Here is a 15,237-nt window from a genome sequence, read left to right as displayed (position 1 = left end):
AGGTATTGTTTTGCGCTCAGTGTAGCGGCCTCTGCCGCCACCTGTGCCCTAGTGTAAATCAGCGCGCCCTCCGGGCGTGTCAACTGCAGCGGGTTTACACGTCAATTGACACGCCAATCCCACCAACCGGTGGCCAATAGCGCCTGTAAAGCCCTATTCAGGCATGGCATGGAACTTGAGTAGTGCTCTTCAAAACGCAGCACGCGTCAGAAGAACAACCCGGGCCCAGCCCGGGAATGGGAGCACGACCATGCACAGCAACCACCCGGAACACCACCTCGCGCCCAGCCAGCAGGTACTGGCGCAGTTGCATCAAGGGCACGGCAACGCCACCAGCCTGCGCCTGCAGCTCAAGCCGCTACTGGCCCAGGCCGCCGGCCGGCATGAGCTGCTGCTGGCCCTCGCCCCCCACCTATACCTGCCCATGTGGCGCCTGCTGGCGCCGCAGCAGGCGCATTGGCTATGCCGCCTCTTGCTGGCGCTGCAAAAGGCGGTCGAACTGGCCCGGCTGCGCGGCGCCATCGGCAGCGAGCTCGGTCAATTACTGCATGACGCCGCGCTGGCCCGTTGGGCCGAACTACCACAGGATGCCCAGCTCGACGAGGCCAGCCTGCTGCGCATTGCCCTGCAGCACCTGGCGATCTACGCCAACCTGCCCGAGCGTGCCCTGCTGCAGCGGCTCTATCTGGCGCTGTCCCCCAGGCAGCGCCAGCACTCTCGCTTGGCCGCCTGCCTGCTGGCACAGGCCGAGGAAGCCATCGCCGCCCTGCCCTACGCCCCACAGGCTCGCCCAAGTACTGGACCGTCTGAGCAGGATCTGCTGGCACAACTGGCCGGCTGGCTCAGCCAGGCCCCCGCCAGCCCCCAGGTCGAGAGTGCCTTGCGCCGCCGCTGGGTCGCCATCCTGTTGCAGACCGCGCCGGATGCCCTGGTCGGCATGCTGCGTGACCTGGCCGGCGTGCACTGGCAGGCGGCCCTGGTCGCCTGCCTGGACGAAGCACAGCTGATCCGCCTGCTGACCCTGCTGCTGCCGCCTACCGGTCGAGCCTACCTGCATCCACCGGCAGCTCAGTTGCCGCAAATTGAGCGGCAACTGAGTTGGTGCCGGTTGCTCAGACGCGCCCTGCAGGCCGATGGCGAACAGATGCTGCCGCGCGACCGCTCGGCCAGCTTCCAATTGCGCATGCTACTGCGCTACGGCGCCTGGCCGGCCTGCTTGTCCCGTGGTGCCGGGCTCAACCTGTCCGCCTGGCTTGCCGGCCTGCCGGATAGCCTGGTGCTCCACGAGCTGGCCTTGCTGGGGCCCACCGCCGCCCGCCAGCTGGCGCGCCTGCCCGACGCGGCTTTCCAGCATCGTGTAACGGCACTGCTATTGGGTAGCCAGCACGCTAGCTATCAGCGGGTACTGGACATGCTGCCGGGCATGCTTATGCAAGCTGGTCTGGCTGGCGAGGCACTGCAACGTGCCGAGCGGCAGGCCACAACCCTCTGGCTGGCCGGCCTTTTGGTCCGGGGCCAGGCAAGACCCAGCCCCATTGCGCTGGAGCAAGCCTTGCTCACCGCCTTGATCCTGCGCTACAGCCTGCCCGGCAGCGTGCTGTGGCCTTTGCCGAAGCACCAGGACCCGATCGTGGTCCCACACGCCAGTCCCGAACGTCCCGATCCGGCAGTGCTGGCCGGCTGGCGCGGCCATCTTCCAGGCGAGGCATTGACCCGCCACCACAACCTGCGTATCCATTGCTGAGGTTCGCCATGTCCGCGCCCGATCACAGCTTGCAGCTATTCGGCATACAGTGCCGGCATGGCTACTTCGCCCACGGCATCTGCATGCCCCTGGCGTTGCACCCCACCCATGGTTGCCAGCAACTGCTGTCCCGGCACCAACTGGTGTTTCGTAGCGAGCCTGGCGGAGGCAGCGTGTATGCCCTGGCCGGCAGGCATGGCGACTGGACCGCACTCGCGGCTGAGCCCGACCCGCTGACCTTCGTGCTCCAGTGTCACGATCCAGCCCTGGACAACTACACCCACCTCCCCTTGCCGACGGATGGTGAGACCAGCGAGCAGCTGTTCTATTTCGACAACCTCAGCGCGCCACCCGGCTCGACACAAACCATTCCGCTGCTGGCCGCAGATGGCTGCCTGTCGCAGCACCGCCTGCCCTACCCAGCTGCCGACGCCGGCGCAAACACCTCCTGGCTGCCCCCCGACCATGTGGTCCACCCGATCGAACGCAGCGAGATCGCCCGCGCGGTGGCAGCACAACGCGATGCCAGGCTGCGGCCCTGGCTCCCCAAGGAAGGTAGCCGTGGACTATGGGGCGTGATCAGCCTGCACCCGGCCCAATTACGCCTGCCAAGCAACTCGGCGCCATTTCAGGCACCGTGCTATCGCCTCGATTTGAACGCCCGTCAGACCCGCTGGCGCTATTACATCGTCCAGCCACCCCGGCAGCACAAACCGTTACCGCTGGAGATCGTCGCCCAATGGCAGGATCAGGACGGTGAACCGCTGGTCTTCCAGCGTCAACCCGGCCAGGCACTGCTGGGTGGACGCACCGCACAGATCTTTGTCGCCCCCCAACCCCTGCCGCTGCAGCAGGCCCCCGGTGACAACATAAGGGTGGAGCTGCGCACCTCGACCGGCCGACCGCAAGCCTTGCCCCATCCCCAGGCCCATAGACTGAACCGGGGTATGGACGGCATGGTCTACTCCGAGGTGTTCGTGCAGCTTTGAGTCGTGCTTGATCCGGATCAAGATAGCGTGAACGCGGCCGGGCTAGGCTGCGGCAGTATCCTTAGCCCGAGCCCTCGCCATGTCTGCCATCCCCACCGCCCGCTTCGACGCCGCCCTGGTCCAGCGCTACGACCGGCCGGGGCCGCGCTATACCTCCTACCCCACGGCGGACCGCTTCGATGCCAGCTACGATGGCAATGGTTACCGCCAGGCACTGGCCCGCGCCGAGCGGCCGCTTTCGCTCTATGTGCACGTCCCCTTCTGCGACACGGTCTGCTACTACTGCGCCTGCAACAAGGTCACCACCAAGGACCGCGGCCTGGCCGACCGCTACCTGGACTACCTGGAACGCGAGGTCGCATTGCGCCGCACCCAGCTACCCGCGGGCACCACGCTCCGCCAGTTGCACCTGGGTGGTGGCACCCCCACATTCCTGACAGACGCCCAGCTCGACCGGCTGATGGACATGCTCAAGGCCAGCTTCCCGCTTGAGGCGGACGCCGAATGCGCCATCGAGATCGACCCCCGTCGGCTGGGCGAGCAGACGCTGGAACGGCTGGCCGGCCATGGCTTCAACCGCATGAGCCTGGGTGTGCAGGACGTGGACCTGGACGTACAGGTGGCCATCAACCGCGTCCAGCCGCAAGCCTGGGTCAGCTCGGCCATGCAACGCGGGCGAGCGTTGGGCTTTCGCTCCATCAATCTCGACCTGATCTACGGCCTGCCACGGCAAAACAGCCGTAGCATGGCGCGCACCCTCGAAACAGTAATCGGCTGGCGGCCAGAGCGCATTGCGCTCTATAGCTATGCCCACCTGCCCGAACGCTTTATGCCGCAGCGGCGTATCGCCAATGCCGATCTGCCCACGCCCGAGGGCAAGCTGGCGCTCCTTGAGCAGGCGGTGAACGGTCTGATGGACGCAGGTTATGTCTATATCGGCATGGACCACTTCGCCCTGCCGCACGACAGCCTGGCAGTGGCCCTCAAGGAGGGTCGCCTGCAGCGTAATTTTCAGGGCTATGCCAGCGACGCCGACTGCAATCTGATCGGCCTGGGTGTATCGGCCATCGGCAAGGCGGGCGAGCACTATGTGCAGAACCACCGCGAGCTGGCCGACTACTACGCCGCGCTCGATCACGGCTATCTGCCCGAGGCACGCGGCTACGTGCTGGAGCAGGACGACGCCCTGCGCCGCGAGGTGATCCAGGCCTTGCTGTGCCAGTCCGAACTGGACTTCGCTGCCTTTGACGCACGCTGGGGCATAGACTTCCAGCGCTATTTTGCGCTGGAACTGGCCGAGCTCAAGACACTGGAAATGGATGGCCTCTTGGAAGTCCGTCCGCAAGGCCTCCATATCACCCCGCGCGGCCGCTTCCTGGCCCGCGCCAGCGCCATGGTGTTCGACCGCTATCTGCGCGAGGGCCGCAAGGCGGGAACCTACTCCAAGGTTATCTGAGCGGCAGCGAGTTTGATGTAGATCAGCATCGCCCATACCGGACAGTGGCAAGGTAAGCCTATCCAACCGCCACCGGAGCCCGCCATGAGCACCTTGATGAAAGCCGCCGTCGTCCATGCCTTTGACCAGCCGCTGGTCATCGAGGAGGTGCCTATCCCCGAGGTACCGCCCGGCCAGGTACTGGTCAAGGTAGAGGCCTCCGGGGTCTGCCATACTGACCTGCACGCCGCGCGCGGTGACTGGCCGGTCAAGCCCTCCCTGCCCTTCATCCCCGGCCACGAGGGCGTGGGTTATGTCGCCAAGGTGGGAGCCGGTGTGCGTGGCATCCGCGAAGGCGACCGGGTGGGCGTACCCTGGCTGCACACTGCCTGCGGCTGCTGTGAGCACTGCCTGACCGGTTGGGAGACACTCTGCGATAGCCAGCAGATGACTGGCTACACCGTGAACGGTGGCTATGCCGAATACGTGCTGGCAGATCCTGCCTATGTGGGCCACCTGCCGGACAATCTGGCCTTCGACGCCGCTGCGCCGGTACTCTGTGCCGGGGTGACGGTCTACAAGGGGCTCAAGATGCTGGAGTGCAAACCCGGCGACTGGGTGGCCATCTCGGGCATAGGTGGGCTCGGCCATATGGCGGTGCAGTACGCCCGAGCCATGGGCTTTCATGTGGTGGCGGTCGATGTCAGTGCCGACAAGCTGGCCCTCGCACGCAAGCTGGGTGCAGACCTGACCCTCAATGCCGCCGAACTCGACCCGGCGGTGGAGTTGCAAAAGCAACTGCGCGGGGTACACGGTGCCTTGATCACTGCCGTTTCGCGCAGCGCCTTCGCCCAGGGCCTGGGCATGCTGCACAAGCGCGGCACCATGTCCCTGGTCGGTCTGCCACCGGGTGACTTCGGCCTGCCCATCTTCGATGTGGTGCTCAATGCCAAGACCGTGCGCGGCTCCATCGTCGGTTCGCGGCAGGATCTCAACGAGGCCATCGCCTTTGCCGGTGAAGGCAAAGTGCAAGCGCACTTCAGTACCGACAAGCTCGACAATATCAACCAGATCTTCGGCCGTATGCAGGACGGGAAGATAGACGGCCGCGTCGTGCTCCGGTTTTGATGCTTATGCCTGACCCTCAAGCGTGTTTGGTGGCAAACTGGCGGCATTCACGCCATATCGCCATTGTAAAGGGTCAGGGTGCAGCAGACTTCCACCGCGCCATCCGCGCAGGCCACCTTGCGCCGCTTTGCCACTGACAAGCTCGGTTGGCTGGCGGCGCTCTTGCTGCTGGCTGCCATATTGGGGCTGTGTGGCTGGCAGCCACGGGCCATGTTGCTGGTCGCCGCGTTCTGCGGCGCTGGCATCGCCATCCTGGCTGGTCTGCGCCTGCACCGCCAGCAGGCCACCCGCGCCGAGCTGCACGATATCCAGGTACGCCTGGGCGGTATCGTCGAATCGGCCATGGACGCCATCATCATCGTCGACCAGCGCCAGCGCATCGTGCTGTTCAACGCCGCGGCCGAGCACATGTTCCGCTGCTCACGCGAGCAGGCGCTGGGCTCACCGCTCGACTGGTTTATCCCCGACCGCTACCGCGGCGCGCATGGCGCGCACGTGCGCCAATTTGGCCAGACCGGCGCCAGCTCGCGCCGCATGGGGGCGGACCGCATCATCACCGGCCTGCGCCGCAATGGCGAAGAGTTCCCTATCGATGCCTCCATCTCGCATGTGGACGAGCATGGTGCACGTTATTACACCGTGATCCTGCGCGACGTCACCCAGCGGGTGGCCACCGAACTCGCACTGCGCGAATCGCGCGAGGAGCTGCGCACCTTCGCCACCGCCGCGCATTCGGTACGCGAACAGGAAAAGAGCCGCATCGCCCGCGAGCTGCACGATGAGCTGGGCCAGGCGCTCACGGCCCTGAAAATGGATGTGAACTGGCTGCAGTCGCAACTGCCCGGCACCGATGAAGCGACCCGCAACAAACTCACCAAGATGCAGACCCTGCTCGACAATACCGTGGCTTCCACGCGCCGCATTTCCACCGAGCTGCGCCCCCTGATCCTGGACGACCTCGGCGTGGTCGCGGCGGTGGAATGGCTGGTCGAGAACTTCAGCCAGCGCAGCGGCGTGCCTTGCCACCTGAACATGGACGACCCCGACGCCTGCTGGCCCGACCCGATCGCCACCGCCATCTTCCGCATCGTGCAGGAGTCGCTGACCAATATCGCCCGCCATGCCCGCGCCACCGAGGTACGCATCAGCCTGCGCCAGGATGGTGGACAGGTACTGATCGACATCCAGGACGATGGCCGTGGCTTCTCTACCGACGAAGCCCGCAAACCCAATTCCTATGGCCTCCTGGGCCTGCGTGAGCGGGCCTATCTGTTGGGTGGCCTGGCGCAGATCGACAGCACCGCCGGCAAGGGCACCCATATCGCCGTGACCCTGCCGCTGCCCACCGAGCGCGAGGCCACCGCATGATCCGCATCTGGCTGGCCGACGACCACACCATCGTCCGCGAAGGGCTCAAGCAACTCCTGCAGGCCACGCCCGACCTGCAGGTGGCGGGCGAGGCCTGCAATGGCGACGAGGTATTGGAGGCCATCCGCCGGGGTGGCTTCGAGTTGCTGCTGCTCGACATGTCCATGCCCGGCAAGAGTGGCATCGAGCTGATCAAGCAGGTCCGCCGCGAGGCGCCGGCGCTACGCATACTGGTGCTGACCATGCACGAGGAGCACCAGTACGCCATCCGCGCCATTCGCGCCGGTGCGGCCGGTTACCTGACCAAGGAAAGCGCCTCGGCCCAGCTGGTATCGGCCATCCGCCGGGTAGCCGGTGGCGGTGCCTATATCAGTGCCGAGGTTGCCCAGATGCTGGCCCTGCAGGCCATGCCGCAGGCCGAGACCCCGCTGCACACCACCCTCTCAGACCGCGAATACCAGGTTTTCCAGCGCCTGGTGGCCGGCCAGCTGGTCACCGACATCGCCGAACAGCTGCACCTCTCGGTTAAAACGGTCAGCACCCACAAGGCGCGCCTCTTGCAGAAGATGAATATGCAGAGCCAGGCCGAGCTGGTCCGCTACGCGGTCGAGCACAGGCTGTTCGAGTAAGTAGTCCACGAGATGCGTGCCCTGTCTCGCGCCAGCGAGGCTCCCCCCTCGTAAAGAGGACGCCAGAGTTCTTGGCGCTTTAGCGTCTAGAACCTGTGCGTGCAGCGCTCGGGGGCCATGGGGGCCCGGAACAAATCAGCGCGGGGAATCGTTGATATCTTGTAGCGCTAAAGCGCCCGACTGAGCGAAGTCGTTGCCACCTTCAGGTGGCTTACTACTTCGGCCTCCTCCCTGCGGGGATCGCCGGGCGGCGCGCTGCGGCATCTATTGCCTTAGGCTTCCTCCCTTAGGAATCCGCCTACCCCGATTTGCAGAGCCCGCCTACCCCCAGCGCAGGTAGGCCGCTGATACCTGCGCCCGGGCCAAGTACCGATACTGACGCCATGTCAGCCCAGGCCCCCTCCACCCGCATCTATCTCGTCGACGATTCGCCCGCCATACGCGAGCGGCTGGTCGAGATGATCGCCGCCATTCCCGCCACCGAAGTGGTCGGCATGGCAGAGACTGCCGAGCAGGCGGTCAGCGACATCCTGCGCCAGCAGCCGGACTGCGTGGTGCTGGACCTGCGCCTCCTGGAAGGCAGCGGCCTGGATGTGCTGCGCCGCGTGCACCCGGATGCGCCGGACATCATCTTCGCCGTGCTGACCAACCACGCCGACAGCCAGTACCGCCGCCTCTGCCTGGCCGCGGGTGCCAGCTACTTCTACGACAAGAGCACCGATGTTGCCCAGGTGAGGGATCTGCTCGCCTGGCTCGCGCTCAAGCCGCGTACCCATTGAGAACGAATCGCCCAGAAAGGATGTGCGCCATGGAAAGCTACTTCACCGATCTCTCCTCCAACAGTGCAGAAACCGCCGCCCTGTCTGCCGTGAACTGGCAGCCCATGGTCGCAGCCGAACCACTGTGCACCAGCTGCCGTATGCACGGCCTGTGCCTTGCCACCGGGCGGACCGAGAAGCAGGCCAAGCAGGCCGGCACCGCCAGCAAGATCATGGTGAAGCGCGGTGAGGCTCTATACCGCGCCGGAGAAGCCTTCCACGCCATCCACGTGGTCAAGAGCGGTTGCTTCAAGACCTGTGCCCTCGACGACGCCGGGCGCGAGCAGGTCACCGGTTTCAGCATGAGTGGCGAATTGCTCGGCCTCGACGGCATCGACACTCAGGAACACCAGCTGTTCGCCATTGCCCAGGAAGACAGCCAAGTCTGCAGCATCCCGTACGCCGACCTCAACCGTCGCTGCGCCGAAGTGCCGGCCTTGCTGGGCAAGCTATTGCAGCTGATGAGCCGCGAGATCAGCCGCAGCCAGTACATGGCCATGCAACTCGGTACCGGCCGGGCCGAGGCACGGGTCGGCCAATTCCTGCTGGACCTGTCGCGGCGCTTTGCGGCACGCGGCTATTCGGCCCATGAATTCCACCTGCGCATGACGCGCGAAGAGATAGGCAGCTACCTCGGCCTCAAGCTCGAGACGGTCAGCCGTACCCTGTCGCGGCTGGATGAGCTGGGCTTGATCGCGGTGCACCAGCGCCATGTCCGCATTCCCGACCTCGCCCGTCTGGCCGAGATCACCCAGGCAGAGCGCGCCCTCGCCAGCGGCGTTGTTCACTAGTCCAGCCCATATGCAACGGCCCCAAATCATTGGGGCCTTTTTTGTACCTGTTGCGGGTCCTCACTGCGGTAAGGGCTCCTTGATCGGCTTACCTTCGCCGATCAGCGCCCAGACCAGCAGTTTCGCCGGTTTGCTGGTGCTGGCGTTACGGGCCACCGGATGGCCCAGGCGCGGTATCTCGTACCAGCTATCGCCCTGCCGGTAGGTCACCGCTTCCTCGCCAGCCATCTGCGAGACCACCTCGCCTTCCAGCACATAGGCAAACAGCGAGCCGTCGTGCAGGTGCGGTGTAGCGGCCTGCCCCGGCTCGAAGCTGACCAAGGCCACCACCCCAAACTTGCCTGGTGCATCTGGCAGTGCCTTGGCCTGCAGTACCGAGGCCGTCTCCTGGCCGGCCTCGTGGGCCTCGGCGAGGCCACCATACAGGCTGGCCAGCCCGAGTGCGGCGATGGAGATCCAGCTGCGCATCCTCATCATGGCCGCCTTACGCCGCCGGCATCTTGCGGAAGCTGATCGCCATACGGTTCCAGCTGTTGATGGTGGTGATTGCCAGGGTCAGGTCAACAATCTCCTTCTCGCTGAACTCACCCAGCATGGCGGTGTAGTCTTCGTCCGGCGCATGGGTCTGCGAGATCAGGGTCACGGCTTCTGTCCAGGCCAGGGCGGCACGTTCGCGCGGGGTGTAAAAGGGCGTCTCGCGCCACACCGTGAGCCCGCTCAGACGGCGCTCGCCCACGCCCTTCTTGCGGGCATCGGTGGTGTGCATGTCCACACAGAAGGCACAGCCGTTGATCTGCGAGGCGCGCAGCTTGATCAGGTCCAAGAGTTCGGGCTCCAGCCCCAGCTTGTTGACCGAGCCTTCCAGTGCGATCAGGGCCTTCAGGGCTTCGGGAGAGGCGGTGTAGAAGTCGATGCGGCTTTGCATGGTCTTGCTCCTTGTTTGCAGTGAGTTGGTGAGACGTATGCTAGGCGCCTCTGGCTCCCTTATCCGTGACCAATATTCAGCAATTTGAGGAGACCAATTCCATCACTAGAATGGGAATATCCCTCCTCTTCGGCCACCCATGGAATTGCATCTTGTTATCGAAGGCGGCCGCGACCTCGCCGGCCAGCTCTTTCGCCAGCTCAGGGCCGCCATCCGCGAAGGCCGCCTGGCCGCGGGCGAGCGGCTGCCTCCCAGCCGGTTGCTGGCAGAGCAGTTGGGGCTCTCGCGCAAGACGGTGACCGAGGCCTACGCCCGGCTCAGCGACGAAGGGCTGACCGAGGGCCAGGTCGGCCAGGGCACTTTTGTGCGTGCCGAGCACAGCAAGCCCTCTACACCTCGGCGCAGCGAGGAGTTGGCGGGTGCCGCGGTGGTCGAGCAGTGGCGCAGCATGGTTACGCCGCTGCGTCATCTGGGCCCGGATGGCTCGGCTCGCTTTGAATACATAGGTGGAGCTACCCAACGCAGCCTCTTTCCGCACGAAGATTGGCGCCGCTGCATGCTCTATGCCCTGCGCCAGCAGCAGGGCGGCCGGGCGCTCTATGGCCAGGCGGAGGGCCTGCCAGTATTGCGCCAGGCCATCGTCCGTCATATTGCCTACCGTCGCGGCATCGGCTGTGAGGTGGATGGTTTGATCGTCACCAATGGCGCACAACAGGCGCTGGACCTGATCGCCCGGGTACTGGTGGCCCCGGGCAGTACCGTGGCGGTGGAGGAACCGGGCTACCCGCCAGCCCGCCTCCTGTTCCAGGCCCAAGGGGCTAGGGTGGTCGGCATACCGGTGGACGACGAGGGCATGCGGGTTGAGGCGATACCCGACGGCACCCGGCTGATCTACCTCACTCCGGCCCACCAGTTTCCGCTCGGCATGCCTATGAGCCACGCCCGCCGGCTGGCCCTGCTGGCGCGCGCCTTCGAGCTCGGTGCCATCGTGATCGAGGACGACTACGACAGCGAATTCCGCTACGAAGGCCGCCCCACTGACACGCTCTACAAACTCGATACACATGGCCTCGTGGCCTATGTGGGCACCTTCTCCAAGTCACTGAGCCCGGAGCTGCGGCTGGGCTATCTGATCGCGCCACCGGCCATCCTGGCAGCGGTCGGTGCCGCCAAGCACCTGAGCGACTGGCACAGCCCGACCCTGAACCAGCTGGCGCTGGCCAAGTTCATCGACGACGGCTACCTGGCCAAGCATATCCGTCGCTGCCACGCGGCCTATGCCAGCCGCCGCCAGAGGCTGGTACAGCGCTTGGCAGGCGACCTCTCGCCCTGGTTCACGCACATCCCCATCCAGGCCGGCTTTCACCTGGCGGCCTACACCCGGACCGAGGTCGACATCCCGCAGCTCTTGACCCTGGCTAGACGGCTCGAGGTCGGCCTCTACGCCTTGAGCGGCTTCTACGGCTGCAGCACACCGCGGCCGGGCCTGTTCTTCGGCTTTGGTGCCATCGATACCCTGGATATCGACCCTTCACTCGACAGGGTGCGCGACATCCTGAAACAGATGGACTGAGGGGGCCAGCGGCCCCCTAGGATTGCGCACGTTAGTCGCTGGCCATCAAGCCCAGGCTACGTTCCAACCTGGCCATCTCCTCCCGCCAGGCGGCCTGCAACCGCAGTGTCTGCTGCCGCGGCTTGCGTGCCAAATCGGCAGCAAGCAGCGCCTCCAGCGCATAGAGCCGGGCCAGGCCCTGTTCCGTGTCCAGGGACGGAGTTCCCATCTCCACCGTTTCCACAGCGGTGACCGACTGCGCAAACCCCACCGGTGCAGCGCCGCCCAATAGCTGCCGGTAAGCCGATTCCGCGTCCTGCCAGGCAGTGATGCGACCATCCTGCACCACCCAGAACTGATCACAACACTGCTCGATCAGCTCCCGGTCGTGCGATACCAGCACAAAGCTGCCTGCAAAGCCCCGCAAGGCCTCTGCCAGCTGGGCCTTGCCTTGCAGATCGAGGTGGTTGGTGGGCTCGTCCAGCAGCAAGAGGTGGTAGCTCGCCAAGGACAGCGCCAGGAACAGGAGCCGGGCCCGCTCGCCGCCGCTGAGCAGGCCCACTGTTTGACCGTGGCGCAGGTAAGGAAACCCGGCGGCAATCAGCGCCCGCCGCCGCGCCATCTCATCCAGGCCGCAGTAGCGTGTCAGCGCCGTATCCAGGGTATCGGTATCGGGCAGCTGCCGTAGCGACTGATCGTAGTAACCGATGGCGATGCCCGGGTGCCAGGCCAGGCCAGGCTGCTCGGTCGCGGTGGAGATCGCCTGCCAGCACTGCCGCAGCAAGGAGCTCTTGCCCTGGCCATTGGCCCCCAGCACAGCGATGCGCTCGCCCGGCCGCACCCACAGCGCCTCGACCTCAAACAAGGCGGGCAGGCCCGGTGCCGGCCGCACCGGCATGGCTTGCAGCGCCAGCAACTGTCTGGCGGGGCTGGCCTGCCCCCGCAAGCTCAGTTGCCAGGGCGAGCCTTCGGTAACGAAGGACTGCGCCTCACGCAACTTGTCCACGCGCTTTTGCATGGACTTGGCCTTGCGGGCCATGCCTTCGTTGTCATAGACCTTGCCCCAGACCGCCAGCCTGTGGCTGCTGGCGGCCAGCCGGTCTATCTCCTTCTGCTCGGCAGCATGACGCTCGCCAGCGGCCACATCGGCCTGCTCCAAGGCCAACAGGGCCGCGCTGCAGGGCAAGGCAAAGTCGTAGATGCGCTGGTCACGCAATATCCAGCTATGGGAGGTGGCGTTGTCCAGCAGGCGGCGGTCGTGAGAGACCAGCACATAGGCCCCCTGCCAACGTGCCAGGAACGCTTCCAGCCACAACATGGCCGGCAGGTCGAGGTGGTTGCTGGGCTCGTCCAGCAACAGCACATTGGGCTCCTGCAACACCGCCCGGCCCAGCAGCAGCCGGGTGTGCTGGCCGCCACTCAGGGCCGCCACCGGCGTGGCATGGTCGGCGGGGCTGAAGCCCAGCTCATCGAGCAGGCTGTCCACCCGCCATAGGTACTCGGGCTGGTTGACCACCGACTCGGCCAGGGCCGCGTGCAGGCTGAGCCCGGCCAGGCGCTCGGGCAACTGCTGCTCCACCAGTTGCAAACGGCATTGCCGCGACTGGTGCAAGGCGCCGCCGGAAGACGCCAGTTGCCCGGCCAAGAGGCGCAACAGCGTGCTCTTGCCACAACCGTTGTGGCCAACGAGGCCGATACGATCGCCCTGGCGCAAGGTAAAGGAAAGATCCTGGAACAGCAGACCGTGGTTTGCTTCCAGTTGCAGGGATACAGCGGAAATAAGAGTAGTCATGGCGCTTACCGGTTCTTAGGGATGCAAGCATCCGCATCAACAGGCGCGCTGACGAAAACGAGGTAGCGAGAAAACGCTAGGGGAAGAAGGGCTTTGCTCTGGCCTGGTTATCGCAGCGCGATGGAACGTGGGCAAGAGCTGCTGGCTATACCAAACAGGCGTGCAATCCATACGGTGCACTGGGGCGTACTCATTTTTCCTCCTTTCTTGGTCTGGAGATGGGATGACCCACAAGACTAGCGCGGGTAACTGTGCCGGGCAAGCCTGGAACTGCAGGCGGCAAAGCTTACCCTGCTGCACGCAAGTCTTACCGTCATGCGCCGATGAATTAGCAACAACCCGCTTACAAAGCAATGACTTGCGTCAATACCGACAGGCACGATACGTGCGATAAACAATGCACGCCGGCCGCGTCGCCACACGCTGCGGCCCGACGGCATTCTCAACCCGTCAGGAGGAAAATCATGCGTACCTTGCTACTTGGCCTGCTGGCCACCACTGCCCTGGCACTGCACGCCCAGGATCAGGAATGGCAGACACTTGGGGACGCCCAATATCTTTGCGGCGGCGTGGGGGAAGAGAGCATGGCGACCCTACAGTCGCAACGCGGCAATGCCACCCACTCGCTCTTGTTCGTGGCCGGCGCGCGCGGTGCCTATGTGGCCGACGTGGACGTCAGCATCAGCGGCAAGGCCCTGGCCCAACCGCTGCAATTCAAGGCCGACGGCCCCATCTGCCTGCTCAAGCTCCCTAAAGGCAGCTACACCCTGGAGGCCAGCCACGGAGGCCTGCAAAAGACCCAGAAACTCGGCAACAGCAAGCAGACGGTGCTGAAATGGCCCGATGAGCCGGCCGCCTGAGCGAATACTCAGGCAAACAGCTGCTTGTAGGCCGCCAGCGCCTGGGCTACCTGGCCGCTGGCGGTATAGGCATCGCCCTGGCCAAACTCGGTCTGCCAGGCGCTCTTGTTGTCGGCGATAAAGTGGATGGCCCGCCCCAGGTTGTCGAGCTGGCGCGGTATGAAGTTGTCCGGCTCGTTGAGCAGCTTGGCCGCCTCGGTAAAGTTGCCACTGAAGTCCTTCACCGCTCCCAGCACGCCTTGCCGGTTCTGCGCCAAGGTGGCGTCGAGCTTGGCGGCATCCAAGCTGGCAAGGCCGGTGCCCGGGTCCACGCTCAAGCCCAGTGCCGACATGCCCTGCACGCCACCCACCGCACCATGGAAGATGCTGCCTATGCTCTGCGCCAGCTCGTAGCGGGCCACCTTGGCCGCCTGGGTGTCAGCCAGCACCCCGCCGGACTGCATATCGGTATTGAAATCCTTGACCCACTGGTTGTACTGCTGGGCAAAGTCCTGCAGCTTGGCCTTGATGTCTGCATTGCTGCTATCGGGGCCGATACCCGCCAGCTGCTCGCCGGCCTTCTGCATGGTCTTGAGCGCATCGCCCATCTTGTTCAGCTCGGCATACTGGGCCTGGTAGAGCACATCCTTCTTGTTGATCAGGCTCATCATGTCGTAGCCGGCCTGCGGGTCAAAGAGGCTCATATTGAGCCCGCTGACCGACTTGCTGGCTGCGAGCTGGCGGCTGCTGGTGAGGGCAGACAGAAAGTCGCCACTCCCGCTGCTCTGCTGCGTACCGAACAAGCCGCCAACTGCGCTGCCATTGTCCACGCTGGCGAGGCCGGAATCGGTCGGCGCGTCAAAAGCCGCGGTCAGCAGGGTATTGAAGTTCTGGCTTTTGAACGCCGCCAGCTGGGCAGCGAAGCCCCCGCTGTCTGTACCTGCCGGCGTGGCCTTGTCGGCCGCAGCCTTGGGCTGGTTGAGGGCAGTGAAGTCGTAACGCTTGCTGTTGATGTCGAAGTTGGCCATGGTGCCTCCTACGTGGTCCGGTGTGCCCCCTGGCAAGCAGGGCCGGCAACACATTGATTATGCGAGCTTTGAAGCAAGGAGTGGACCGCCAGAGTCACCGTCGGTCGGTTCCATTGCAGGCCGCCTGTAGCCTGGCTTTCACAGCCTGGCGCAGAATCGCGCCAGGGCTGTTGCGAGCCCCAAAGCGGCAAACCGGACC

At 65.0% G+C, this 15,237-nt stretch carries 14 protein-coding genes; 10 read left to right on the top strand and 4 right to left on the bottom strand.

Translation table 11 applies throughout. The annotated features are described in order from the left end of the window. The first annotated feature begins 250 nt into the window (after positions 1 to 250). The 8 genes from VIM95_RS13220 (at position 251) to VIM95_RS13185 (ending at position 8,902) form a co-directional block, all read left to right on the top strand. Positions 251 to 1,744, top strand: coding sequence for a hypothetical protein (locus tag VIM95_RS13220; RefSeq protein WP_331986369.1), 1,494 nt, complete (start codon positions 251 to 253; stop codon positions 1,742 to 1,744). An 8-nt stretch (positions 1,745 to 1,752) separates the two neighbouring features. Next, a complete protein-coding gene (locus tag VIM95_RS13215) occupies positions 1,753 to 2,733 on the top strand; it encodes a hypothetical protein (RefSeq protein WP_331986367.1) in 981 nt (326 codons plus the stop codon). 79 nt (positions 2,734 to 2,812) lie between these two features. Beyond that, the gene (gene hemN, locus VIM95_RS13210) at positions 2,813 to 4,189 is read left to right on the top strand and encodes an oxygen-independent coproporphyrinogen III oxidase (RefSeq protein WP_331986365.1); all 1,377 of its coding nucleotides are present in this window, start codon (positions 2,813 to 2,815) and stop codon (positions 4,187 to 4,189) included. A gap of 84 nt (positions 4,190 to 4,273) precedes the next feature. Next, positions 4,274 to 5,296: an alcohol dehydrogenase AdhP gene (gene adhP, locus VIM95_RS13205; RefSeq protein ID WP_331986363.1), complete on the top strand. Its 1,023-nt coding sequence runs from the start codon at positions 4,274 to 4,276 to the stop codon at positions 5,294 to 5,296. A 78-nt stretch (positions 5,297 to 5,374) separates the two neighbouring features. Beyond that, positions 5,375 to 6,664, top strand: a complete 1,290-nt coding sequence (locus tag VIM95_RS13200) for a PAS domain-containing sensor histidine kinase (RefSeq protein WP_331986361.1) — start codon at positions 5,375 to 5,377, stop codon at positions 6,662 to 6,664. Further along, complete coding sequence (locus tag VIM95_RS13195) at positions 6,661 to 7,293, top strand: response regulator transcription factor (protein ID WP_331986359.1); 633 nt, start codon at positions 6,661 to 6,663, stop codon at positions 7,291 to 7,293. The genes VIM95_RS13200 and VIM95_RS13195 overlap by 4 nt, the downstream gene beginning before the upstream one ends. Before the next feature lie 383 nt (positions 7,294 to 7,676). Then, positions 7,677 to 8,072 carry a response regulator transcription factor gene (locus VIM95_RS13190; RefSeq protein ID WP_331986357.1) on the top strand — a complete coding sequence of 132 codons (396 nt, stop codon included), beginning with the start codon at positions 7,677 to 7,679 and terminating at the stop codon, positions 8,070 to 8,072. A gap of 29 nt (positions 8,073 to 8,101) precedes the next feature. Beyond that, entirely contained in the window at positions 8,102 to 8,902 is an 801-nt protein-coding gene (locus VIM95_RS13185; RefSeq protein WP_331986355.1) for a helix-turn-helix domain-containing protein, read from the top strand. 60 nt (positions 8,903 to 8,962) lie between these two features. On the opposite strand, the gene VIM95_RS13180 is transcribed toward VIM95_RS13185, so the two are convergent. Then, positions 8,963 to 9,370, bottom strand: coding sequence for a cupin domain-containing protein (locus VIM95_RS13180; RefSeq protein ID WP_331986353.1), 408 nt, complete (start codon positions 9,368 to 9,370; stop codon positions 8,963 to 8,965). A gap of 16 nt (positions 9,371 to 9,386) precedes the next feature. Further along, the gene (locus tag VIM95_RS13175) at positions 9,387 to 9,827 is read right to left on the bottom strand and encodes a carboxymuconolactone decarboxylase family protein (protein WP_331986351.1); all 441 of its coding nucleotides are present in this window, start codon (positions 9,825 to 9,827) and stop codon (positions 9,387 to 9,389) included. Positions 9,828 to 9,966: 139 nt separating this feature from the next. Here VIM95_RS13175 and VIM95_RS13170 point away from each other — a divergent pair, with 139 nt between their 5' ends. Beyond that, positions 9,967 to 11,400 (top strand): PLP-dependent aminotransferase family protein, encoded by a 1,434-nt coding sequence (locus VIM95_RS13170; protein WP_331986349.1) that lies wholly within the window; start codon positions 9,967 to 9,969, stop codon positions 11,398 to 11,400. A 31-nt stretch (positions 11,401 to 11,431) separates the two neighbouring features. Here the strand turns inward: VIM95_RS13170 and VIM95_RS13165 are convergent, their stop codons facing one another. Continuing rightward, positions 11,432 to 13,171 (bottom strand): ABC-F family ATP-binding cassette domain-containing protein, encoded by a 1,740-nt coding sequence (locus VIM95_RS13165; protein ID WP_331986347.1) that lies wholly within the window; start codon positions 13,169 to 13,171, stop codon positions 11,432 to 11,434. A 464-nt stretch (positions 13,172 to 13,635) separates the two neighbouring features. On the opposite strand from VIM95_RS13165, the gene VIM95_RS13160 reads away from it, so the two are divergent. Continuing rightward, positions 13,636 to 14,031 (top strand): hypothetical protein, encoded by a 396-nt coding sequence (locus VIM95_RS13160; RefSeq protein WP_331986345.1) that lies wholly within the window; start codon positions 13,636 to 13,638, stop codon positions 14,029 to 14,031. An 8-nt stretch (positions 14,032 to 14,039) separates the two neighbouring features. Here the strand turns inward: VIM95_RS13160 and fliD are convergent, their stop codons facing one another. Continuing rightward, positions 14,040 to 15,038 (bottom strand): flagellar filament capping protein FliD, encoded by a 999-nt coding sequence (fliD, locus tag VIM95_RS13155; RefSeq protein ID WP_331986343.1) that lies wholly within the window; start codon positions 15,036 to 15,038, stop codon positions 14,040 to 14,042. Between the last annotated feature and the right edge of the window lie 199 nt (positions 15,039 to 15,237).

This window comes from Chitinimonas sp. (genome assembly GCF_036568685.1).
GTDB lineage: Bacteria > Pseudomonadota > Gammaproteobacteria > Burkholderiales > Chitinimonadaceae > Chitinimonas.
Note: the sequence above shows the minus strand (reverse complement) of the source record. Positions and strands in the feature narration are given on the sequence as shown.

Coding starts and splice junctions, on each gene's coding strand:
- VIM95_RS13220 (WP_331986369.1), top strand. CDS start 251: ATGCACAGCAACCACCCGGAACACCACCTCGCGCCCAGCCAGCAGGTA.
- VIM95_RS13215 (WP_331986367.1), top strand. CDS start 1,753: ATGTCCGCGCCCGATCACAGCTTGCAGCTATTCGGCATACAGTGCCGG.
- hemN (WP_331986365.1), top strand. CDS start 2,813: ATGTCTGCCATCCCCACCGCCCGCTTCGACGCCGCCCTGGTCCAGCGC.
- adhP (WP_331986363.1), top strand. CDS start 4,274: ATGAGCACCTTGATGAAAGCCGCCGTCGTCCATGCCTTTGACCAGCCG.
- VIM95_RS13195 (WP_331986359.1), top strand. CDS start 6,661: ATGATCCGCATCTGGCTGGCCGACGACCACACCATCGTCCGCGAAGGG.
- VIM95_RS13190 (WP_331986357.1), top strand. CDS start 7,677: ATGTCAGCCCAGGCCCCCTCCACCCGCATCTATCTCGTCGACGATTCG.
- VIM95_RS13185 (WP_331986355.1), top strand. CDS start 8,102: ATGGAAAGCTACTTCACCGATCTCTCCTCCAACAGTGCAGAAACCGCC.
- VIM95_RS13180 (WP_331986353.1), bottom strand. CDS start 9,370: ATGCGCAGCTGGATCTCCATCGCCGCACTCGGGCTGGCCAGCCTGTAT.
- VIM95_RS13175 (WP_331986351.1), bottom strand. CDS start 9,827: ATGCAAAGCCGCATCGACTTCTACACCGCCTCTCCCGAAGCCCTGAAG.
- VIM95_RS13170 (WP_331986349.1), top strand. CDS start 9,967: ATGGAATTGCATCTTGTTATCGAAGGCGGCCGCGACCTCGCCGGCCAG.
- VIM95_RS13165 (WP_331986347.1), bottom strand. CDS start 13,171: ATGACTACTCTTATTTCCGCTGTATCCCTGCAACTGGAAGCAAACCAC.
- VIM95_RS13160 (WP_331986345.1), top strand. CDS start 13,636: ATGCGTACCTTGCTACTTGGCCTGCTGGCCACCACTGCCCTGGCACTG.
- fliD (WP_331986343.1), bottom strand. CDS start 15,038: ATGGCCAACTTCGACATCAACAGCAAGCGTTACGACTTCACTGCCCTC.